A 21,645-nucleotide genomic window follows, 5' to 3' on the forward strand; every position below is an offset into this window, starting at 1 on the left:
ATCAGTGACGGTCGCAGAGGCGCGGCCGGTAGGGCGATGGAGTGCCGCCTACGCGCGGCGCTCCATCGCCCGGTCCTGGCTGGCCGCCATCTCCTGGCTGGTGGTCATCGGCTTCGTGCTGATGGCCACCGTCGGACCGCTGCTGGTCGGCGCCGACCCGGAGCGGCAGACCAACGTCACCCTCGCCGGGCTCGGTGCACCCGGGCACCCGCTCGGCACCGACGACCTGGGCCGCGACCTTCTGGCCAGACTGGTGTACGGGGCCCAGCCGCTGCTGCTGGTCGCCTTCCTCGCCACCGTCCTCGCCGCGGCGATCGGCACCACCGTCGGCATGCTCGCCGGCTACCTCGGCGGCTGGGGGGAGCAGATCCTGATGCGGGTCACCGACATCGGGCTGGCCTTCCCGTCGATGCTGCTGATCATTCTGGTGGTCGCCGCCAGCGGACCCGGCGTACGCAGCCTGGTCATCGGGGTCGGCCTCGCGCTCTCGCCCGGCCTGGCCCGGCTGGCCCGGGCGTTGACCGCCCGTGAGGCCGCCCGTGACTACGTGCTCGCCGCCCGTCTCGGTGGCACCCGGTCACCCCGCGTCATCGTCCAGGAGATCCTGCCCAACATCACCGGCCCGATGCTCGCCCAGGTGGTGATGACCCTGTCGGTCGCCGCCGGGTTCGCCGCCGGCCTGTCCTACCTCGGCCTCGGCATCCAGCCGCCCACCCCGGACTGGGGCTACATGGTGCAGGCCGGCCAGGAGTTCATCTACTCCGCGCCCCGCCTGGTGGTGCTTCCCGCCGCGTTGACCCTGGTCTTCGTGGTCGCCTGCAACTTCGTCGGCGACGACTTGCGCGACGCGCTGGACCCGAGGAGCCGCCGATGATCCGCCTGCTGCGCGGCCGGTCGCTGCCGATGCTGACGCTGCGTCGGCTGGCCAGCGTGCCGCTGGTGCTGTTCGTTCTGGCGTCGCTGGTGTTCCTGGCCATCCGTCGACTGCCCGGTTCGCCGTCGTCGACCCTCGCGGTCACCGGCACCCAGGGCCTCACCGCCGAGCAGATCTCCGCCAGCGAAGCCCGGATCAACGAAGCGCTCGGCCTGGACCGGCCGATCTGGGAGCAGTACCTCATCTACCTCGGCGACCTGGCTCAGCTCGACCTCGGCCGGTCGTTCTACGGCGGCAACAACGTGCTGATCCTGCTCGGCGGGGCGCTGCCGGCCACCATCGAGCTGACCGTGGCGGCGATGCTGATCGCGGTCGCGATCGGGGTGGTCACCGGAGTGATCGCCGCGTTGCGCAAGGACACCTGGGTGGACACCGCCACCCGGTCCATCGCCACGGTCAGCTTCTCGCTGCCCTGGTTCGCCCTCGGTGTGCTCAGCATCGTGATCTTCGGAGTCTGGCTGCGTTGGATGCCGGTGCTCGGCCGGCTGCCCAGCCAGCTCGACTACCGACCCACCACCAACTTCGTGCTGCTCGACGCGATCCTGCAGGACCGCCCCGAGCTGGTCTGGCCATGGCTGCACTACCTGATCCTGCCCGCCACCACCCTGGCCCTGGCGATGGCCGGGTTCATCACCCGGATCGTGCGCGCCTCGGTGCTGGAGGTGCTCAGCGACGACTTCGTGCGGACCGCCCGGATGAAAGGGCTGCGGGAGCGGACCATCCTGCGCCGGCACGTGCTGCGCAACGCCGGCCTGCCCATCGTCACCGTGCTCGGACTGCAGTTCGGCTCGCTGCTCGGCGGTTCGGTGATCACTGAGACCGTCTTTTCCTACCCCGGGGTCGGCAACCTGCTGGTCAGTTCGGTACTGCAACGCGACTACCCGGTGGTGCAGGGCGCCGCGCTGGCCATCGCGCTGCTGTTCGTACTGGTCAACGCCGCTGTCGACCTGTTCTACCTGGTCCTCGATCCACGCCTGCGGAAGGGATGAGTCCATCATGGATATCGTGCTGGTGCATGGAGCCGGCGGCACCCCGAGCACCTGGTCACGCGTCGCGCCGCTGCTGCGGGCCGCCGGACACCAGGTGCACCTGGTCACCAACCCGATGAACTCCCTGCGCGAGGACGTCGCCAACACCACCGGCGTCCTCGACGACTGCGCCGGCCCGGTGCTGCTGGTCGGCCACTCCTACGGCGGCGTGGTGATCACGAACGTCGGCCGCGACGAGCGCGTCGCCGGCCTCGTCTACATCTGCGCGTTCGCCCCCGACGAAGGCGAGTCGGTGCAGGACATCATCGGGCGCTACCCGCCGGCCGAGGTCAGCAAGCACATGCGACGCGGACCGGACGGCGAATGGGCCTCCGAACACAGCCCCGAGTACTGGGCGGAGATCGGCTGGGACGTGCCCGAGGCCGAACGGGCCAGCTTCGACGCCGACTCCCGGCCCAGCGCCGACGCCATCTTCGCCGAGGCGACCGGCGTACCGGCCTGGCGGGCCAGGCCCGCCTGGTACCTGGTCGCCGCGCAGGACAAGACGCTACGCCCGGACATCCAACGGGACATGGCCACCCGATCCGGCGCCACCATCTCCGAAATCACCGGCAGCCACTTCACCCCCCGGGTCTGGCCCCGTGAGGTCGCCGACCTGGTCGAGCGGGCCGCCGCCAACATCACCGGAGCGCCCCGGTGACCTCCGCCCCGGCGACCGACCACCAGCCCGTGCTCACCGTCCGGGGGCTGCGGGTCGAGTTCGACGTGCCGGCCGGGCGGTTGCCCGCAGTCGCCGGCGTCGACCTCGACCTGTACGCCGGCGAGATCCTCGCCCTGGTCGGCGAATCCGGCTCCGGCAAGTCCGCCCTGGCGATGAGCCTGGTCGGGCTGAACCGGGCAGCCGGCACCCACATCACCGGCGAGGTGCGCTTCGGCGGGCAGAACCTGGTCGCCGCCAGCGAGCGCACCCTGCGCCGGGTCCGGGGCCGGGACATCTCCGTCGTCTTCCAGGACGCCCTCGCCGCGCTCAACCCGCTGCAGCGGGCCGGCGCGCAGGTCGCCGAGATGATCCGCACCCATCAGCGGGTCAGCCGGGCGCGGGCCTGGCAGCGGGCCGAGGAACTCCTCGCCGACGTCGGGATCGCCAACCCGGCCCGCAACGCCCGCGCCTACCCGCACCAGCTCTCCGGCGGCATGCGGCAACGCGTCATGATCGCCGTCGGGCTGGCCAACGATCCGACCGTGCTGATCGCCGACGAGCCCACCACCGCCCTCGACGTCACCATCCAGGCACAGGTGCTGGCCACCCTCAATCGGCTGCAGGGCGAACACGGCACCTCCATCGTGCTGATCACCCACGACCTCGGGGTGGTCGCCGAGGTCGCCGACCGGGTCGCCGTCATGTACGGCGGACGCATCGTCGAGCAGGGCACCCGCGACCAGGTGCTGTACAACCCGCAACACCCGTACACCATGGGGCTGCTCGACTCGGTGCCCCGGGTGGACGGTCCGGTCGCCGACCGGCTGCCGGCCATCCCCGGCAGCCCGCTCACCGGCGTCACCCGCCCGTCCGGCTGCGGCTTCACCCCGCGCTGCGCCTTCGCCCACGACGCCTGCCGCACCGCCCCACCCGAGCTGACCCGCCGGTACGGCGACCCCGGTCACCTCGACGCCTGCCTGCTCGACGAGCCGGCCGGCGCCGCCGGTCGCGCCCGGACTGCGGCCGGCCGCGCTCCCGCCGACGCCGGCCGTGCTCCCGCGCAAACCGGAGGTCGACCGTGACCGGCGTGCCGCTGATCCAGCTGACCGGCCTGCGGGTCGAGTACCCCGGCCGTGGCGGCGACCCGGTGCGTGCCGTACGCGACGTCGACCTGGAGATCCGCGAAGGCGAAACCCTCGGTCTGGTCGGCGAATCCGGCTGCGGCAAATCCACCCTCGGCCGGGCGATCCTGCGGATCACCGAACCCACCGCCGGCAGCGTCCGGCTGGTCGGCAAGGAGTTGACCGGCCTGCGCGGCACCGTGTTCCGGCAGGCCCGCGCCGACCTGCAGATGGTCTTCCAGGATCCGTTCAGCTCGCTCAATCCGAGGCGGCGGATCGCCGACAGCATCGCCGAGCCGCTGCTGCGCGGTCGGGGCGTCAGCCGGGCCGAGGCCACCCGCGTCGTGGACGACCTGCTCGACCTCGTCGGACTCGGCCGCGACGCCGGCCGCCGCCACCCGCACGAATTCTCCGGCGGGCAGCGGCAGCGCATCGGCATCGCCCGCGCGCTCGCCCCGTCGCCCCGGTTCATCGTCGCCGACGAACCCGTCTCCGCCCTCGACGTCTCCATCCAGGCCCAGGTGGTCAACCTGCTCGCCGACCTCACCAGCGAACGCGGCCTGACCATGCTGTTCATCTCGCACGACCTCGGAGTCGTACGGCATGTCGCCGACCGGATCGCCGTCATGTACCTCGGCGAGATCATCGAGATCGCCGACCGGGACACCTTCTTCGCCGGGCCGGCCCACCCGTACAGCGAGGCGCTGCTCTCCGCCGTGCCCACCCTGGAGCGGACCCCCGGCCGGGAGCGCATCGTGCTCGCCGGCGAACTGCCCGACCCCGCCCACCCGCCGACCGGCTGCCTGTTCCACACCCGCTGCCGGTACGCCGTCGACCGCTGCCGCAACGAACCCCCGGCGCTGCGGCACCTCGCCGCGGACCGCACCGTCCGCTGCCACCTGCCACTGGTGCCGGAGGATGTTCCGGCGCCATCGACCGTCACCACCGGAGGCGCACCACGATGATCATCGACGCTTACAACACCACCCAGGACGTCCGGGGCCGATCCGACTACCTCACCGGTGTCCGGCCCGGCCAGGCACCGCCGCCACACACCCCGTTCGACCCGCGCCGCATCCTGGACCGGATGGACGCCGCCGGGGTCGACATGGCGATGGTCTGCTCGCTGGCCCAGCGGATCGAGAACGACTTCATCATCGGCCTGACCAAGGCCCACCCGGACCGGCTGTTCGGCTTCGGGCAGGTCCGCCCGGCCGACGACGACGCGCTCGACGAGATCGCCCGGATGGCCGACGCCGGCCTCAAAGGGCTCAAACTGCATCCCAGCCTGCACGGCTACCACGTGGCCGACCACGGACTGCTCGACCCGGTCTTCGAGGCCTGCGCCGAACACGGGCTGATGGTGCTGATCAACGCCCTCGACGACGCGTTCTGCGCGCCGCTGGCCATCGAGGAGATCGCCAAGGGCCACCCGCAGGTGCCGACGATCATCGCGCACATGGGCGCCGTCTGGAACGTCCCCGAGGCGATCATCGTCGCCGAACGGAACCCGCACATCTACCTGGAGACGTCCGCGACGCTGATCAGCGACGTCAAGCGGGCGTACGCCCGACTCGGCCCCGACAAGATCCTGCTCGGCAGCGAGTGGCCCGGATCCGACTTCGACCTGGAACGGATGAAGATCGCCAAGGCGGTGCCGGACGCCGCCGACCGGGCGCTGGTCGAGGGCGGCAACATGGCCAAGCTCCTCGGGCTCACCCCGTGATCACCGACAAGATCGCCCCGGTGCCGGCGCCGCCCGCGATGACACCCGGCGAGGTCGAACTGCTCGACGTCGCCCAGCGGCTGCTGCTGCGGGTCTGGGTCGCCGGCCGGCACGAGGTCGCCACCGCCCTGCGGACGCCGGACGGCGCCATCCACACCGGTGTACACCTGGAAGGGTCCTGTCGGCGCAGCTCCATCTGCGCCGAAGGGGTCGCGCTCGGCGCCGCCCGTGCCGCGCTGGCCCCCGACGCGCCGTTGACCGTCGACAGTGTCGTCTCGGTCCAGATCAAACCCGCCGGCCGGTTCCGGATCATCGCCCCCTGCGGGGTGTGCCGGGAGCTGATCAGCGACTACAGCCCGCAGACCCGGGTCTGGATCACCACCGTCGACGGTGACGTCACCGCGATCGGCGCCCTCGACCTGCTGCCGGAGAAGACCCGCCGCGCCTGGTGACCAGACCCGTCCGCACACCGAGAGGAACACCGTGTCCGTACCGTCCGATTCTGACCTTGACCGATCGGCGCTCGCCGCCGAACTCGGCGGCCCCGGCACCCCGGTCGCCTGGGCCGACCTCACCTGGCCGGAGGCCGGGCAGACCGCCACCGCCGTCGACTCGGTGATCATTCCGGTCGGCGCCACCGAACAGCACGGGCCGCACCTGCCGCTCGCCGTCGACACGCTGATCTGCGACGCCGTCGCCCGCGACGTCTCCGCGCTGACCGGCGTGCCGGTGGTGCCGCCGATCGGCTTCGGTGTCTCCGCCTCACACGGAGACTTCGCCGGCACCATCGCGCTGCGCCCGGAAACCCTGATCGCCGTCGTCGAGGACGTCATCGACTCGCTGCACGCCAGCGGCGTCCGGCAGTTCATCCTGCTCAACGGCCACATCTGGAACTCCGGGTCGCTCGACGTCTCCGCCGAGAAGCTGCGGGTACGCCACCGCGACTCGCGGGTGCGCGCCCTCGCCTACGTGACCATGTACCCGGGGCCGGAGGTCGACGGGCACGTCTACTACGGGCGTGGGCTGATGCACGCCAACTACTTCGAGACCTCGGTGATGCTGCACCTGTACCCAGACCTGGTCCGGATGGCGAAGGCCACCTCGCACCGCGACGTCGACTCGTTCTGGGACTACCGGATGGACCAGGTCAGCGACACCGGGGTGTGGGGCCGCGACGTCACCGACGCCACCGCGGAGCACGGCCGCGCCGAGTTCGACCGCTGCGTGGCCACCACCGCCAGAGCGGTCTCCACCGCCGTGCGCGAACCCTGGCCCGATCCGACCCACCGGCCCTGACCCGCGTCCGCAAGGGAGACTCCCAGTGAAGATCTACGACATCACCCTGCCGATCCACCCGAAGATGCTGCACTGGGGTCGTAAACCCGAAGTGGAGATCGTCGAGTCGCTGGCCAACGGCGACGCCTCCAACGTCACCCGTTGGCGGCTCGGCGCGCACACCGGAACCCACGTCGACGCCCCCGCACACTTCGTCGACGGCGCCACCCCGATCGACGAGGTCGCCCTGGAGACCCTGGTCGGCCCGGCGATCGTCGTCGACCTGACCGGCGTCGACGGCGACGTCACCGTCGAGCACCTGGTCGCCGCCGGAGTGGCCGGCGCGAAACGGGTACTGCTCAAGACGGCCAACTCCGCCGGGCCGCTACGCGAGACCGAACGCGCCGAATCCTGGGTCGGGCTCTCCCCGCAGGCCGCCGGGTGGCTGGTCGAGCAGCAGGTCGCCCTGATCGGCATCGACTACCTGACCATCGAGAGCCACCGGCGCACCGACACCTGGGACGCCCACCACGCGCTACTCGGCTCCGGCGTGATCATCCTGGAGAACGCCGACCTGGACGCCGTACCACCGGGGGAGTACGAACTGGTCTGCCTGCCGACCAAGCTGGTCGGTGCCGACGGGGCGTTCGCCCGGACGATCCTGATCGCCCGGCACTGAAGCCAGCGAGACTGACCCACATGCCGATCGACATCGCGCTCGCCGCACCGCATCCGTCCGCCCTGGCCGCCGCCGCCGACGCCGTCGCGGCCGGCGGCGGCGTGGTCGACGCCGCCCTCGCCGCCGCGGCCGCCCTCACCGTCGCCTACCCGCACCAGTGCTCCGCCGGTGGGGATCTGATCGCCCTGATCCGCACCCCCGACGGGCAGGTACGGGCGGTGCTGTCGATCGGCGCGGCAGCAGCCGGCGTCGACGTCGACGCACTGCGGGCCGCCGGGGACCGGATGCCGCCCGGCGGGCCGCTCACCGTCACCGTGCCCGGGGTCGTCGCCGGCTGGGCGGCGCTCGCCGACCTCGGCGGCCAGCTGCCGCTGGCCCGGGTGCTGGCACCGGCGGTCGAGTTGGCGGCCGACGGCGTCGCGGTCAGTCCCGGCCTGGCCGCCGCGATCCTGCGTCGGATCGACGTGGTCCGCGTCGACCCCGGCCTCGCCGCCCTGCTGCTCGACGGCGGCGGTACGCCGCTGCCGGCCGGCGCGGTGCTGCGCCAACCGGCGCTGGCCCGCACCCTCGGCACGATCGGCGCCGATTGGCGCGACTACTACCAGGGGGAGCTCGCCGAGCAGTTCGCCGCCGGGCTGGCCGCCCTCGGCAGTCCGCTGACCGCCGCCGACCTCGCCGCACACACCGCCGAGCTGGCCGACCCGCTGCGCCACACCGGACCGCTGCGCGCTGCGGATCCGTCCGGCCGCGCCGACCAGGCAGGTGACACGATTACCTGGTCGGTCGCCCCGCCACCCAGCCAAGGGGCGACCCTGCTGGCCATGCTCGGCGCGACGACAGCCGGTGACCTCGGGAGCGGGCGGCCCGCCGACCCGGCCGCGGCGCTGGTCACCGCGCGGCGGGCCGAGCAGCGGCGGGACACCCTGCTCGGCGACCCCCGGATGGGCCCGATCGACCTCGACGGGCTGCTGCTGCGGGCCGACCGCCCGGCCGGGCCGACCCCGCCGGCGTTGCCGAAACCAGCCGGGGACACTGTCGCCGTCGCGGCGGTCGGCAGTGACGGCACCGCCGTCACTCTCATCCAGAGCGTGTTCCAGACCTTCGGTGCCGGCATCTGCGAACCCGGCACCGGGCTGGTGCTGCACAACCGGGGATCGGTGTTCAGTCTCGACCCGGCTCACCCCGGCCGACTGCGCTCCGGGGCCCGCCCGCCGCACACGCTCTGCCCGGTGATCGCCACCACCGCCGACCGGGTGCTGGCTCTCGGTTGCCAGGGCGGCCGGGCCCAGCCGTGGATCCTCGCCCAGGTCGCCGCCGACGCGCTCACCACCGGCGACCCGGCCGGGCTGCTGGCCCGGTCCCGCTGGGTGATCGGCTCCCGCGACGTCGGCCAGGACCAGCCCAGCCTGCTCCTCGAACCCGACACCCCCGGCGCCGACGCGCTGCGGGCGACCGCCGCCGACCTCGACCTGCGGGTGGTGCAGTTGCCGCACCGGCACGACGACGCCGGGCACGTGCAGCTGGCCCGGCTCACCCCGGCCGGGCTCGACGCGGCCAGCGACCCCCGCGCCGACGGTGCCTCGACCATCCTGCGTGGCAGCTGATGGACGCGGCACGAGCCGCCGAGCTGCTGGCCGGTCCGTACCGGCTCGGGCCGGTCGAGTTGCGGTCCCGGATCGTCAAGGCCCCCACCTCGACCGGTGCCGCCGACGCGGCCGGGTTCGCCCAGCCGTGGCACCTGGAGCACTACGCGCGGGTCGGGCGGGGGAGCGCGTCGACGATCGTGGAGTTCACCGCGATCGACGACGCCGCCGCCCGGGGCTTCCCCGGGCACCTCAGCATCGCCAGCGACGACCACGCCGCCGCGCTGACGGACGTCGCCGCCCGGATCGCCGCCGGTGGCGGGGTGCCGGGACTGCAGCTGGCGCACGCCGGCCGGCAGCGGACCCTGCCGGGGGAGTCGCTGGCCGCGTCGGCGGTGCCCTGGCCGACCATCGAACGCCGGCTCGGGCTGCGGCCCCGACAGATCACCGTCGACGAGATCGCCGAGGTCGTCGACAACTTCGGCCGGGCCGCCGGTCGCGCCGCACAGGCCGGTTTCCGCATCGTGGAGATCCAGGCCGCCAACGGTTACCTGCTCGCCGGGTTCCTCTCCCCGCACACCAACCGGCGCACCGACGACTACGGCGGCGACCCGGTCCGGCGACAGCGGATCCTGCTGGAGGTCGTCGCCGGCTGCCGGGCCGCGCTGCCCGCCGAGGTGGCGCTCACCGTACGGCTGTCCGACCGCGATCACGAACCCGGCGGCCAGGACCTGGCCGAGACCGCCGCCCTGGTGCGGGCCCTGGCCGACAGCGGCCAGGTCGACGCGGTCCATGTCTCGTCCGGCAACCACGAGACGCGGGTACGGCAGGTGCCGCCGGCCGCCGTGGCACCCGGTGCCGCCTGGCGCTCGGCCGGCGAACTGCGCGAGATCGGCCTGCCCGTGATCGCCTGTGGTGGCATCACCGACCCGGTGCAGGCCGCTACGTTGATCCGCGACGGCACCGCCGACCTGGTAGCGCTCGGCCGGGCCTTCCTCGCCGATCCCGACTGGGCCACGAAAGCCCTCGCCGGCACCGCCGGTCAGATCCGCCCGTGCGTACGCGGCAACGACGGCTGCCACGCCCGTGCCGCGCTGGTCAACCGGCCGGTGGCCTGCACTGTCAATCCGTCGCTGCAGCTGCCGCCCGCCGCACCGTCGGTCGGGGCGGGACCCGGGGCGTCGGTCGTCGTGGCCGGGGCCGGCCCGGCCGGTCTGGAGGCGGCCCACGAACTCGCCGGCCGTGGCTACCCGGTCCGGCTCTACACCGGCGGCCAGCTCGGCGGTGCGCTGCGCGACGCGGTGGACAGCGGAGTGCACGACAGCTTCGTCCCGTACCTGCGCTGGTTGGCGGCCCGGCTCGCGGCCAGCGACGTCGAGGTCGTCGACGAGCCGCTGCACGCCGCCGACCTGACCGGTGAGTGGGCCGGACTGGTCGTCGCCACCGGCGGCGTCGCGCGGGCGATGTCCGGTGCGGTGCCCGCGCTCGACGTGCTGCGCGGCACGGTACCGCTGCCCACCGACGGCCCGGTGGTGGTGATCGGCGCCGGTCGGACCGGCACCAGCACCGCCGCCGCGCTGGCCCGCCGGGGTGCCCACGTCACGCTGATCGGCGACACCGACCGGGTGCTCGACACCGAACCCCCCGACGACCCGCCGACCTGGACCGATCTGCTCGCCTCGCTCGGGGTGCGGACCGTTCTCGGCGGCCGGGCCAGGATCACGCAGGAACGGCAGGTGCAGGTGAACGGCGAGATTCTCCAGGCCGGGCTGATCGTCGCGGCGGTCGGCCGCGAGCCCCGCCACGACCTGTACGAGGATGCCACGGCGGTGGCCGCCGGCCGCCCGGTGTTGCGCTGCGGCGATGCACTCAATCCGGGGCGGCTGCACGACGCCGTCCACGCCGGAGCCCGCGCAGCCCGCACGATCACCGCTGCGCTCGCCTTCCAGCAGGTGCGGCCGTGACCGGCGGTGACCTGCTCGTCGTCGGCGACGTGCATACCCTGAATCCGGCCGGTCCGCGCGCCGAGGCCGTCGCGGTCCGCGCCGGGCGGATCGTCGCCGTCGGCGACCTGCGCGCCGCCCGCGACGCCCTCCCCGCCGGTACGCCGCAGCTCGCCCCGCCCGACGGGATCGTGCTGCCCGGGTTCGTCGACAGCCACGTGCACCTGATCTGGGCCGGTCGGGCCGCTGCCCGGGTCGGGCTGGACGACGCGGTCAGCGTCCGCGACGTCGCCGACCGGATCACCGGGTACGCCCGTCGCCACCCGACCCGCCGCTGGATCGAGGCCGACGCCGGCTTCGACCCCGGTGACCTGGCCGAACGCCGCCTGCCGACGGCGGTCGAGTTGGAGGCCGCCGCGCCGGGTCGGCCGGTGCTGCTCGACCGCAAGGGCCACGACGGGATCGCCAACGTGACCGCGCTGCGGCTGGCCGGGATCACCGCCGCCACCCCGGATCCGCCGGGTGGGCGGATCGACCGCCACCCGGACGGCACCCCGACCGGCCTGCTCGTCGAACATCCGGCGGTCGCCCTGGTCCGTGCGGTCATCCCGGAACCCGACCAGGCGATGAGGATCGGCTGGATCACCGCCGGGCAGGCGGAGCTGCTCGCGCACGGCATCACCACCGCGGTCGACCCGGCGGTGCCCGCCGCCGAACTGGCCGCGTACGCGGCCGCCGGGCGCTCCGGCGCGCTGCGGCTGCGTACCGTCGCGATGCCGTTGGGCGGCGACGACGTCGACGACGCGGAGTTGCGGCGTACCCTCGATGAACTTGATTTTGATCGGGCCGCACCCGGGCTGCTGCGCGCCGGGCCGACAAAGCTGTTCCTCGACGGCGGCGGCTCACTCGGCACCGCGCTGCGTTCGACACCCTGGCCGGGCACCGACGACTACCACGGCAATCAGAGCCTGCGCACCGAGACGGTGCGCGCGCACTGCGTGGCGGCGGCCGCGCACGGGCACGGCGTCGGCGTGCACGCGGTCGGCGACGCCGCGATCGACCTCACCCTGTCGGTCTTCGCCGAGGTCGCGGCGCACACCCCGATCGCCGGACTGGGTTTCCACCTGATCCACGCCTACCTCGGGCCGGGTCCGGCGGCGATGGCCACCGCGCGGCGGCTCGGCGTGCCGGTGTCGGCCCATCCGGCGCTGCAGTGGGCGTTCGGGCTCAACCTGATCGAACGGCTCGGCGAGCCGGCCGCCGCTGCCGCGAACCCGCTGCGGTCCTGGTTGGACGCCGGGGTGACCATCGGCGGCGGCTCCGACGGGCCGGGGCCGCCGATGTCGGTGCTGCACGGCATCTGGCAGGCCCGGACCCGCCGGGTCCGCGGCCGCGACGAGCCGCTCGGGTCGGACCAGGCGGTCACCGCGGCTGAAGCGCTGGCGCTGTTCACCACCGGGGCCGCCGAGGTGGCCGGAAATCGGCGGGCCGGCTGGGGCGGCGGGATGCTGCGGGTCGGCGACCCGGCGGACCTGACCGTGCTCGACGTCGATCCACTCACCCCGGACCCCGACGCGTTGCTCGCCGGCACCGTCGCGGCCACCGTCGTGGCTGGCGAGGTTCGGTACTCCGCTGATTGATCGATGCGGGCGGCGGAGGTTTCACGCCCGTAGGCCGTGATCGGCGCGACCGGGCTGCCCCCAAACTGGACGAACTGGTCAACTTCGCTGCACAAAGGCAATCTTCTCGTAGATGTGCAACGCGTGGACCGGACGGGCGGATCTACCATGCCATCCGGCCCAGTGCCGTCGGTTCACGTCGTCGCACAGGTCTTGGACGAGACCGACCGACGTACTGCGGTGCCCAGGCGGGCCGCCGCCATACTCGTCGAGGTAGGCGGTCGACATGTCCTCGATGATGTAGAAGCCCGATGGCCGTACATAGTCGATGAAGAGTGCCTCGAACGACGCCTGGATGTGTGCGTTGACGTGACTGCCATCGTCGATCACGATGTCGAACGGTCCGTGCCGGCGGCCGAGGTCGCGCAGGTACGCCTGGTCCGACTGGTCGCCTCGGTGTACATGGATGCGCGGCTCGTCGATACGTTTCTCGGCGATGTCGAGGCCGTGAATTTGGCCGCGCTGGAAGTAGTCACGCCAGGTACGTAGCGACGCGCCTCCCCAGGTGGTGGAGTCGTAGCCGCCGATGCCAATTTCCAACAGGTTGATCGGACGGTTTCGCAGCGGACCCAGGTGCCGTTCGTACAGTGTGGCGTAACCATGGCCGCGGGCCTTGTCGGTGTCGTAGACCCTGGCCAGCATGGTCAGATTGCGGCGTACGGTGGGTGCTACGAGTCGTTGGACTCGGATGATCCGTTGGTCGCCGATCGCGTGTCGGATCTTCGCCCGCGTGCTGGTCATAGCTAAGTTTAAGGTGCTAATGCCGCCTTACGGGCGGTTTCCGGCGGAAAGTGCGCCGGCCGTCAACCCGCAGCCGGCCACCTCGAAATGGTCGACCCGCCGAGTCGATCGGGCACTGCGATGATGGTCCCGCCCGCAGGGACGGGTCAGTGAGATCGATCATATTGCGAGATGGCGTCTCTGTTGACGGTCGGCGGGCGCTGGCTTAGGCTGGTTCCACGACCGTATAGCCGCAGGAGAACGCCATGATCCGAGTTCCGCAAGGCTCTGGATTGCTGGTGCGCGGGTACGAGGAGCCGCTGCGGGTTCACCCGCCGCGCGAGGGCATGCGCCCCGGGACCGCCGCCGGGGACCCGCAGACCCCGTTCTGACTTTCGAGTCCGCCGACCCGACCCCGCCAGTAGGCATGCGGAGCGGGCACGGCGGGAAGCCAACCCTGTCCTGACCAACCGGTAGGCCGGCGCCACCCGAGCGCCGCACCGGGACACCTGGCAACTCTCCCATCAGAATCGACCTCGGAGCGCATCATCATGACGACCGCAATCGACCTGGCCCCGATCTCCGGCCCGTCCGCCTGGCGCGGCGACGAGCTGGTCACCTCCACCGAATGGATCTACCAGCTCAGCGACGCCGAGCGGACCGAGCTGGAGACCGTCGGCCGCACGTTCGTCGCGGACGACCCCGACCTGCGTACGGTGACCGCAGCCGACTACCCGCTGCCCGCCTGCGCCGCCCTCAACGCCGAGTGCGCGCAGCAGATGGACGCCGGCCGCGGCTTCATCCTGGTGCGCGGACTGCGCACCGAGGAGTACGGCGACGCCCTCGCCGGCGCGATCTTCTACCTGATGGGGCTGCACCTCGGCGTACCGATGGGGCAGAACCAGATGGGCGACGTGCTCGACCACGTCATCGCCACCTCGAACAAGACCCTCGACGACCCGTCGGCGCTGCCGTCGCGGGTGCGTGACCGGCTGCCGTTTCACTCCGACAGCTCCGACGTCGTCGCGCTGATGTGCCTGCGCGCCGCCAAGGACGGCGGGTCGAGCAGCCTGGTCAGCGGCACCACCATCTACAACGAGATCCTGCGCCGCCGGCCCGACCTGGCCCCGCTGCTGTTCGAGCCGTGGCACTGGGACTGGTACAAGCAGGACCACGACGCCCCGGCGAAGACCTACCTGTCGCCGATCTGCAGCTACGTCGACGGTGTCTTCAGCACGTACGCCGGCAGCTCGATGATCTTTTCGGCGCAGGACTACCCGGAGGTGCCCCGGCTCACCGAGGCGCAGATCGAGTTGCTGCACCTCTACGACGAGATCGCCCAGGAGCCGGGCCTGGCGCTGGACATGGACTTCCAGCCCGGCGACGTGCAGTGGCTGCTGAACTACGCCGCCCTGCACTCGCGGACCGGCTATGTCGACTTCCCGGAGCCGGAGCGGCGCCGCCACCTGCTGCGGCTGTGGCTCAAGCGCGACGTCGGCCGTCCGCTGGTGGACGGCTTCGGCAAGAACGTCGTCACCGACCGGGGCGCGGCGGCCGTGGCGCCGGGCGGCCGGTTCAAGATCGCCGAGGCCGCCGAGCCGAACTTCGAGTGGGGCAACTGACCACTTCCCGTACGTGGACGGCCCGTCACGCTTCAATGTCGCAGCGTGGCGGGCCGGCCGCATTCCGGCATCGGACTGCTGGCACAGTGTCTGGTATGGATTACCGTCCCGCCGTCGATCGGCGTCGACTCACCGGAGGCCTACTGGGCGCTGCCGCGTAGTGTGCCGGCCGAGCTGCTGGCGGCCGCGGTGGCGGACGACGACGTGGTGCACCCGGGTGGGCGGTGTCCGGGTCGACGCCTGGCTGCCGACCCGGACCTTCGAGCTGGTGGTGCACGGTTTGGACGTCGCCGCAGCAGCTGACGTGCCAACTTCTCCGTCGTTTGAACGCCGGCCACGGCTACAGGTCGAGCACCAGGCGGTCGGAGGTGCACCGGCCGACGCAGATCATCATGCTGCGCCCGGCGGCCCGTTCGTCGGCGGTGAGCAGCGAGTCGCGGTGCTCCGGTGTGCCGGCCAGCACCCGGGTCTCGCACGCGCCGCAGTAGCCCTTCTCGCAGTCGTAGGTCAGCCCGGGCACCGCTTCGCGCAGCACCTCGATCATCCGCTTGTCCCTCGGCACCCGCAGGGTGACCCCGGTGCGGGCCAGGTGCACGTCGAACTCGGTGTTGGCAGCCGGGTCGAACGCGATCTCCAGGTCGTCACCGGCGGCGAAGCGTTCCACGTGCAGTTGCCCGGTGCGCCCGGCGTCGCCGCAGGTCCGTTCCACCGCGTTGATCATCGCGCCGGGGCCACAGCAGTAGATGGCGGCGCCGTCGCCGGTGCCGCCGATCAGCGTGGCCAGGTCGGGCAGGCCGGCCTCGTCCTGCGGCAGCAGGGTGGCCCGGTCGCCGGCCAGGGCGACCAGTTCGTCGGTGAAGGCCATCGAGGCGCGGCTGCGGCCCCCGTAGACGACGCGCAACGGCGTGCCGCGCCGGACGGCTTCCCGGACCATGGCGAGGATCGGGGTGATGCCGATGCCGCCGGCGAGAAAGAGGTACTCGTCGGCGTCGACCAGCGGGAAGTGGTTACGCGGGCCGCGTACGGTCAGCGTCGTGCCGGTCGCGGCGACGGTGTGCAGTTCGACGGATCCGCCCCGGCCGGCGGTCTCCCGCAGTACGCCGATCCGGTAGCGGCCGGACTCGGCCGGGTCGCCGCACAGCGAGTACTGCCGGACCCGGCCGGATGGCAGCCGTACCTCCAGGTGGGCACCGGGTGCCCAGGTCGGCAGCGGGGCACCGTCGGCGGCGGCCAGCCGTACCTCCAGCACCTGCTCGGCGACGGTGGTGACCGCCTCGACGACCAGGTCCCGGTCGCCACCTGGGCGGGCGACCGCTACCGGGATACCCCCGGTCGCCGCGTCGGCGGCGCGGCGGCCGGGGGTGAACACGGCCGGGATGGCGTCCCAGCCGGTCTGGTTTCCCTTGGTGGGGTAGCCGACGAGGCCGTCTTCGACGACCTGGTAGTCGGGTAGCCGGGTCAGCACCTGGATGATCATTTCGCGGAACATCAGCCGGGCCAGGTGGGCACCGGCGCACCGGTGGCTGCCGATGCCGAAACTGAGGTGGCGGGTGGCGTCGCGGTCGAGCCGGACCTGTTCGGGCTCGGGGAAGACCGCCGGGTCGTGGTTGGCGGCGACCCAGGGGATGAGGACGCGTTCGCCGGCGCTGACCGGGCAGCCGCCGACGTGCGCCTCGGCGCGGGCGGTGCGGGCCATCGACTGCGACGGCGCGAAGACCCGCAGGAACTCCTCGGTGGCGCCGTCGAGCAGGTCGGGGGAGTCGATCAGGCGCTGCCGCTGTTCCGGGTTGCGGCTCAGGTGCACCAGGGTGGATCCGGTCAGCGACGTGGTGGTGTCCACCCCACCGGCGACCAGCAGGCCGATCACCGAGACGAGTTCGTCGACGCTGAAGGGTTCGCCGTCGCCGCGGCGTTGGGCGACGAGGTAGCTGACCGCGTCGTCGGCGGGTTCGGCCCGCCGGTCGCGGATCAGGTCCCGGATCCGTTCGTCCAGGTACGCCAGGCCCTGCGCGCCCCGGATGGCGCGGTCGCTGCCGGGCAGCGCGGCGAAGATGTCGTGGATCGGCTTGGCGAGCTTGGCCCAGTCGGATTCGGGGAAGCCGAGCCAGTCGAGGGTGACGGCGGCCGGCAGCGGGTTGGTCAGGTCGCGGACGAAGTCGACGGACCCTTCGGTGACGAAGGCGTCGATCACCCGGGTGGTGTGCCGGGCGATCATCGGGGCGAGTTTGGCGACCGCGTCCTGGGTGAGCAGCGGGTTGATCAGGTCGCGGTAGCCGGTGGCGGCCGGCGGGTCGAGCTCGATCGGGTACTGCTCCAGGCCGGGGCCGCGCGGGATGACGATGGCGGTGCCGTCGCCGCCGGCGGTGGCGCGGGCCGAGGAGAAGGTGTCGTCGTCGCGGGCGACGCGGACCACGTCGGCGTACCGGGTGGTGTAGACGAAGCCGCCGTGCGCGTCGCTCCGTCCGACCGGGCACTTCTCCCGGTACGCGCGGTAGTAGCCGACCGGGTCGGCGTTGCAGGCGTCAGAGTGGTGATCGAAGTCAGTCATGGCGGGCGAGCTCCACGGATGCTGGCTGCCGCGCGGTGTTGCCCAGCCGCGCCACTGGGTGTCTGGAGCCGAGAGTAATCCCGTTCACATTGCGAGACAACGTTTCGCTCAGGGATACCTGGGATGGTCAGAAGGTCAGTACGGCCTTGCCCACCGTACCGCCGCGTACCGCCGCCACCGCCTCGTTGATCTGCTCGAACGGGTGGTAGCTGAGCAGCCTGTCGACCGGGAACCGGCCGGCGGTGTGCAGATCGAGCAGCTTGGGCAGGAACACCTGGGGCAGGCTGGCGCCGCCGATGATGCCGGTGACGCTGCGCCCGTTGAGGATGCTGCGCCAGTCGAAGCTCATCTGCTCGCTCGGGCCGACGCCGACCACGCCGCAGCGGCCCAGTGGGCCGAGCGCCTCGACCGCGGTCCGCAGCACCTCCTCGCGCCCGGTGGCGTCGATGGCGAAGTCGAAGCCGTGCGGGGCGATCGCGGCGAGCAGTTCCTTGGCGTCGCCGGCACGTGAGTCGACGCCGTGGGTGGCGCCGAGCAGCCGGGCGGTGTCGAGCTTGTCGACGTTGACGTCGACGGCGGCGATCGTGGTGCAGCCGGCGACCCCGGCGGCGAGGACCGCCGCGACACCGACCGCGCCGGCGCCGAAGATCACGATCGACGAGCCGACCGGCGGCCGCAGCACGTTGAGCACCGCACCGGCTCCGGTGCCGAATCCACAGCCGAACGGTCCGACCACCCGCAGGTCGATCTCCTTGCTGATCGGCACCACGGCGCGGGCCGGGGCGACGACGTGGCTGGCGAACGACGACTGGCCGAGAAAGTGCCCGTTGACCGGTTCGCCGTCGCGCGACAGCGCGCTGCTGCCGTCCGGGCGCCGGCCGGTGAAGTTGACCGCGTCGAAGCTTCGGCAGTACGCCGGGCTGCCGGTCAGGCAGAGTGAACAGGTGCCGCACGAGGTGAAACTCATCGCCACGTGATCGCCGGCCGAGACGCCGGTGACCCGGTCGCCGACCTGTTCGACCACTCCGCTGCCCTCGTGGCCGAGGACGGCCGGGGTGGGGAAGAAGTTGGCGAACTCCAGGTCCGTGCCGCAGATGCCGACGCTGTGTACGCGGACCAGCACCTCGTCCGGGCCGGGCTCGGCCAGCTCGATCTCCTGCAGGGTGAACGGACCACCCGCGTTGTCCAGAACCGCCGCCGTGACGCGCACACACCCTCCCCAGTGACTCACAAAGCGAGACTGCATCTTGACATGCGGAACATGGAGGGTCAAGGATTCCACCATGGCTGACCTGGACATTCCCGCTGCCCGCCAGCTGATCGACGGTGCCTGGGAGGCTGCCGCCGACGGTGGTGAACTACCGGTGCTGGACCCGGCGACCCGGGCCGTCATCCAACCGGTCGCCCGGGCCCGCGCCGCCGACGTGGACCGGGCCGTCGCCGCCGCCCGCCGGGCCGCCCCGGCCTGGGCGGCCACCTCACCGAGCGAACGTGGCGCGACGCTGCGCCGCTGGGCCGACCTGATCGCCGCCCACGTCGAGGACCTCGCCGGGTACGAGGCCCGTGACGTGGGGAAACCCCGCTCCGGTGGCCGGCTCAACATGTACATCGCGCACGGCATCGTCGAATATTTCGCCGGAGCCGCCGACAAGCTCACCGGCGTCACGCTGCCCACCCGTACCTCGGACTACTTCGGCTACACCCAGCCCGAGCCGTACGGCGTCTGCGCGGTGGTGATCCCGTGGAACGTGCCGGCCGTGCTCACCGCCGCGAACGTCGCCCCGGCCCTGGCCGCGGGCAACACCGTGGTGCTCAAGCCGTCGGAGATCGCACCGCTCGCCCCGTTCGCCCTGGCCGAGCTGGGCCGGCGGGCCGGCCTGCCGCCGGGGGTGCTCAACGTGGTCACCGGGCTCGGACCGGAAGCCGGCGTGGCGCTCACCGGCCACCCCGACATCGACCACATCAGCTTCGTCGGCTCCACCGTCACCGGCCGGGCGGTGATGCGGGCCGCCGCCGAGCACCTGGTCCCGGTCAAGTTGGAGCTGGGCGGCAAGTCACCGAACGTGCTCTTCGCCGACGCCGACCTGGACACCGCGATCCCGGCGATCGTCGCCTCGATCACCGAGAACGCCGGGCAGAACTGCTACGCCGGCTCCCGGCTGGTCGTGGAGGAGTCGATCCGGTCCGAGGTCGTCGAGCGGGTCGCCGCCGCGATGGCGCAGATCCGGGTCGGTTCCTGGGATCAGGACCTGGACATGGGGCCACTGGTCAGTCAGGTCCAGTACGAGCGGGTCCGGGGCTTCCTGACCGAGGCGCCGGCCGCCGGGGCCCGGCTGGTCACCGGCGGTGAGCCGGCCACCGCGAGCTTCGGTGCCGGCTGGTACGTCGCGCCGACCGTCTTCGACGGGGTCGACCCCGGGATGCGACTGGCCCGCGAGGAGGTCTTCGGCCCGGTCCTCGCGGTGCAGGGCTTCCGGGGCACCGACGAGGCGGTGGCGATCATGAACGACACCAACTTCGGCCTGCTCACCTGCATCTGGACCAGTGACGTGTCCCGGGCGCTGCGCCTGGCCGGTCAGGCCCGCAGCGGGCAGGTGACGGTCAACCAGTTCCACGACGCCGGGGTGATCGGCTTCCCGTTCAACATGCAGAAGGAGAGCGGGTTCAGCCGTGGCGGCGGGTACGCGGCGCTGCGCGAGTACACCCAGGAGAAGGCCGTCGCGGTCCGACTGCTCGATCGATCGCCGACGTGACCGGGCCGGCCGAACGCCCGGTGTCGGCCCGGCCCCGGCTGACGGTCGCCACCGAGCCGACCCCGGACCAGCTCGCCCGGTGGCTGACCGACCTCGCCTTCGACGGGGCCGGCTGGCCGGTGCTGCTGGCCCGGTTGGCCGAGGTCACCGGCACCGGTGCCCGACTGCTCGCCCAGACCGGCGAGCTCCTCGCCAGCAGCGACGCCAGTGGTTCCGGTGACCGGCCGGATGGCGTGTCGGGAGCCCGGGGTGCGTCGGCGGCCGAACTGTGCGCCGAGCGGGTCCGCTGCGCCGACGGCTGGACCGGCCGGTCGGTGCCGGTCGGCGCCGGCAGCCGCCGGCTCGGCGTACTGCTGCTGGCCGAGCCGGTTGGCGCCGGGCAACTCGACTACGGCCGGGCCGCGGTCACCGCGTTGTTGATCGAGGCGGTACGCCGTGAACCGCCGCAGCCGCCGGCGCCGGTGGGTGCCGACGCGGTGCTGCGGGCGCTGCGCGACGGCACCGGAGTCGCGTCGGCGGCCGGGCAGGCCGATCTGGTGCGGGCCGCCGCGGGGCACGGGTGGCGGCTGAACCAGCCGCACGTGGGGGTGGCGCTCGGCTACACCGGCGCACAGCACCGGCGCTGGGCGTCGGCGACGACCTGGCTGGACCGCCCGGTGCTGGCCGACGGCTGGCAGGGCTGGACGCTGCTGCAGGGCGACGCGCAGCGTGAGGTGGCCCGGCTACGCGGCCGGTTGGAGCAGATCGTCGGCGCCGGTCAGGTGCTGGTCACCTGCGGCCGGTCGGTCACCGGTCCGGCTGCGACGTCGGACTCGTTCCGGGACGCTCGGCGGCTGCTGCGGTTGCTGCTGCACCACCCGTACGGGCCGCCGGGGTTGCCGGCCGGCCCGGCCCGCGCCGAGCTGCCGTTCGACCGGTCCGGCCTGGCCCAGGTGCTGCTGGCGGTGCCGGACGAGCGGCTGCGCTGGTACGTGGACCGGCATCTGGGGCCGATCGCCGAACGGGACGACCTGTTGCGCACGCTGGATCACTGGCTGGCCAGTGGTGGAAGCAGGCAAGCTGTCAGTGAGCAGCTGCATCTGCACCGTAACTCGGTCGGCTACCGGGTGGGGTTGATCAAGCGACTGCTGGGGGTGGATCCGCTCGATCCGCCGACCGCCGCTGTGCTGCGCGCCGCGCTGGTCGCCCGGGAGCTGCTGATCACCACGCCCGACGTCGAGTAACCGCAGGTCGATAGCGCGTGTCACGGGCACGTTACGTCGCTGAGCCAGTTTCGGTCGAGGCGTTGACAGGCCGCCGGCCCGCAGGCAAAGTACGTCGCTAAGCAACCTGAATCACAATGCAAGACGCCATATCGTTTGGTAGACCGTTGG

At 72.5% G+C, this 21,645-nt stretch carries 20 protein-coding genes; 17 read left to right on the forward strand and 3 right to left on the reverse strand.

The features are described from left to right. The first annotated feature begins 4 nt into the window (after positions 1–4). From ACFHVL_RS10180 to ACFHVL_RS10235, 12 genes are read left to right on the forward strand one after another with little or no spacing between them, the layout of a single operon-like run. On the forward strand, positions 5–874 hold the full coding sequence (locus ACFHVL_RS10180) for an ABC transporter permease (RefSeq protein ID WP_416627217.1): 870 nt from the start codon (positions 5–7) through the stop codon (positions 872–874). Then, entirely contained in the window at positions 871–1,923 is a 1,053-nt protein-coding gene (locus ACFHVL_RS10185; RefSeq protein WP_416627219.1) for an ABC transporter permease, read from the forward strand. Before ACFHVL_RS10180 ends, ACFHVL_RS10185 begins: the two co-directional genes overlap by 4 nt. Positions 1,924–1,939: 16 nt before the next feature. Then, positions 1,940–2,623 (forward strand): alpha/beta fold hydrolase, encoded by a 684-nt coding sequence (locus tag ACFHVL_RS10190; RefSeq protein WP_416627220.1) that lies wholly within the window; start codon positions 1,940–1,942, stop codon positions 2,621–2,623. Next, positions 2,620–3,705, forward strand: a complete 1,086-nt coding sequence (locus tag ACFHVL_RS10195) for an ABC transporter ATP-binding protein (RefSeq protein ID WP_416627222.1) — start codon at positions 2,620–2,622, stop codon at positions 3,703–3,705. The genes ACFHVL_RS10190 and ACFHVL_RS10195 overlap by 4 nt, the downstream gene beginning before the upstream one ends. After that, on the forward strand, positions 3,702–4,709 hold the full coding sequence (locus ACFHVL_RS10200) for an ABC transporter ATP-binding protein (RefSeq protein WP_416627223.1): 1,008 nt from the start codon (positions 3,702–3,704) through the stop codon (positions 4,707–4,709). The genes ACFHVL_RS10195 and ACFHVL_RS10200 overlap by 4 nt, the downstream gene beginning before the upstream one ends. Further along, entirely contained in the window at positions 4,706–5,470 is a 765-nt protein-coding gene (locus ACFHVL_RS10205) for an amidohydrolase family protein (RefSeq protein ID WP_416627224.1), read from the forward strand. Before ACFHVL_RS10200 ends, ACFHVL_RS10205 begins: the two co-directional genes overlap by 4 nt. Next, positions 5,467–5,922, forward strand: a complete 456-nt coding sequence (locus tag ACFHVL_RS10210; protein ID WP_416627226.1) for a hypothetical protein — start codon at positions 5,467–5,469, stop codon at positions 5,920–5,922. The genes ACFHVL_RS10205 and ACFHVL_RS10210 overlap by 4 nt, the downstream gene beginning before the upstream one ends. Before the next feature lie 31 nt (positions 5,923–5,953). Beyond that, positions 5,954–6,766, forward strand: a complete 813-nt coding sequence (locus tag ACFHVL_RS10215; RefSeq protein ID WP_416627228.1) for a creatininase family protein — start codon at positions 5,954–5,956, stop codon at positions 6,764–6,766. Between the two features lie 25 nt (positions 6,767–6,791). Further along, on the forward strand, positions 6,792–7,424 hold the full coding sequence (locus tag ACFHVL_RS10220; RefSeq protein ID WP_416627230.1) for a cyclase family protein: 633 nt from the start codon (positions 6,792–6,794) through the stop codon (positions 7,422–7,424). 20 nt (positions 7,425–7,444) lie between these two features. Next, positions 7,445–9,028 (forward strand): gamma-glutamyltransferase, encoded by a 1,584-nt coding sequence (locus ACFHVL_RS10225; protein WP_416627232.1) that lies wholly within the window; start codon positions 7,445–7,447, stop codon positions 9,026–9,028. Continuing rightward, entirely contained in the window at positions 9,028–10,971 is a 1,944-nt protein-coding gene (locus ACFHVL_RS10230; RefSeq protein ID WP_416627233.1) for an FAD-dependent oxidoreductase, read from the forward strand. The genes ACFHVL_RS10225 and ACFHVL_RS10230 overlap by 1 nt, the downstream gene beginning before the upstream one ends. Then, positions 10,968–12,590, forward strand: coding sequence for an amidohydrolase (locus ACFHVL_RS10235; RefSeq protein ID WP_416627235.1), 1,623 nt, complete (start codon positions 10,968–10,970; stop codon positions 12,588–12,590). The genes ACFHVL_RS10230 and ACFHVL_RS10235 overlap by 4 nt, the downstream gene beginning before the upstream one ends. A gap of 78 nt (positions 12,591–12,668) precedes the next feature. Here ACFHVL_RS10235 and ACFHVL_RS10240 read toward each other — a convergent pair whose 3' ends face one another. Then, on the reverse strand, positions 12,669–13,271 hold the full coding sequence (locus ACFHVL_RS10240; RefSeq protein ID WP_416627236.1) for a hypothetical protein: 603 nt from the start codon (positions 13,269–13,271) through the stop codon (positions 12,669–12,671). Between the two features lie 344 nt (positions 13,272–13,615). Between ACFHVL_RS10240 and ACFHVL_RS10245 the strand changes: the two genes are divergently transcribed. The 3 genes from ACFHVL_RS10245 (at position 13,616) to ACFHVL_RS10255 (ending at position 15,274) form a co-directional block, all read left to right on the forward strand. Next, entirely contained in the window at positions 13,616–13,741 is a 126-nt protein-coding gene (locus tag ACFHVL_RS10245; RefSeq protein ID WP_255554102.1) for a hypothetical protein, read from the forward strand. A 159-nt stretch (positions 13,742–13,900) separates the two neighbouring features. After that, positions 13,901–14,971, forward strand: coding sequence for a TauD/TfdA family dioxygenase (locus ACFHVL_RS10250; RefSeq protein ID WP_416627238.1), 1,071 nt, complete (start codon positions 13,901–13,903; stop codon positions 14,969–14,971). Positions 14,972–15,016: 45 nt separating this feature from the next. Continuing rightward, complete coding sequence (locus tag ACFHVL_RS10255) at positions 15,017–15,274, forward strand: hypothetical protein (protein ID WP_416627240.1); 258 nt, start codon at positions 15,017–15,019, stop codon at positions 15,272–15,274. Between the two features lie 37 nt (positions 15,275–15,311). On the opposite strand, the gene ACFHVL_RS10260 is transcribed toward ACFHVL_RS10255, so the two are convergent. Then, entirely contained in the window at positions 15,312–17,519 is a 2,208-nt protein-coding gene (locus tag ACFHVL_RS10260) for a cytochrome P450 (RefSeq protein ID WP_416627242.1), read from the reverse strand. A gap of 127 nt (positions 17,520–17,646) precedes the next feature. Continuing rightward, entirely contained in the window at positions 17,647–18,729 is a 1,083-nt protein-coding gene (locus ACFHVL_RS10265) for an NAD(P)-dependent alcohol dehydrogenase (protein ID WP_416627243.1), read from the reverse strand. A 73-nt stretch (positions 18,730–18,802) separates the two neighbouring features. Here ACFHVL_RS10265 and ACFHVL_RS10270 point away from each other — a divergent pair, with 73 nt between their 5' ends. Together ACFHVL_RS10270 and ACFHVL_RS10275 are read left to right on the forward strand one after the other, a co-directional pair. Then, positions 18,803–20,272, forward strand: a complete 1,470-nt coding sequence (locus tag ACFHVL_RS10270) for an aldehyde dehydrogenase family protein (protein WP_416627245.1) — start codon at positions 18,803–18,805, stop codon at positions 20,270–20,272. Then, the gene (locus ACFHVL_RS10275) at positions 20,269–21,495 is read left to right on the forward strand and encodes a PucR family transcriptional regulator (RefSeq protein WP_416627246.1); all 1,227 of its coding nucleotides are present in this window, start codon (positions 20,269–20,271) and stop codon (positions 21,493–21,495) included. The genes ACFHVL_RS10270 and ACFHVL_RS10275 overlap by 4 nt, the downstream gene beginning before the upstream one ends. Positions 21,496–21,645: the final 150 nt, after the last annotated feature.

It is taken from the genome of Micromonospora sp. LOL_023 (assembly GCF_048060115.1).
GTDB lineage: Bacteria > Actinomycetota > Actinomycetes > Mycobacteriales > Micromonosporaceae > Micromonospora_E.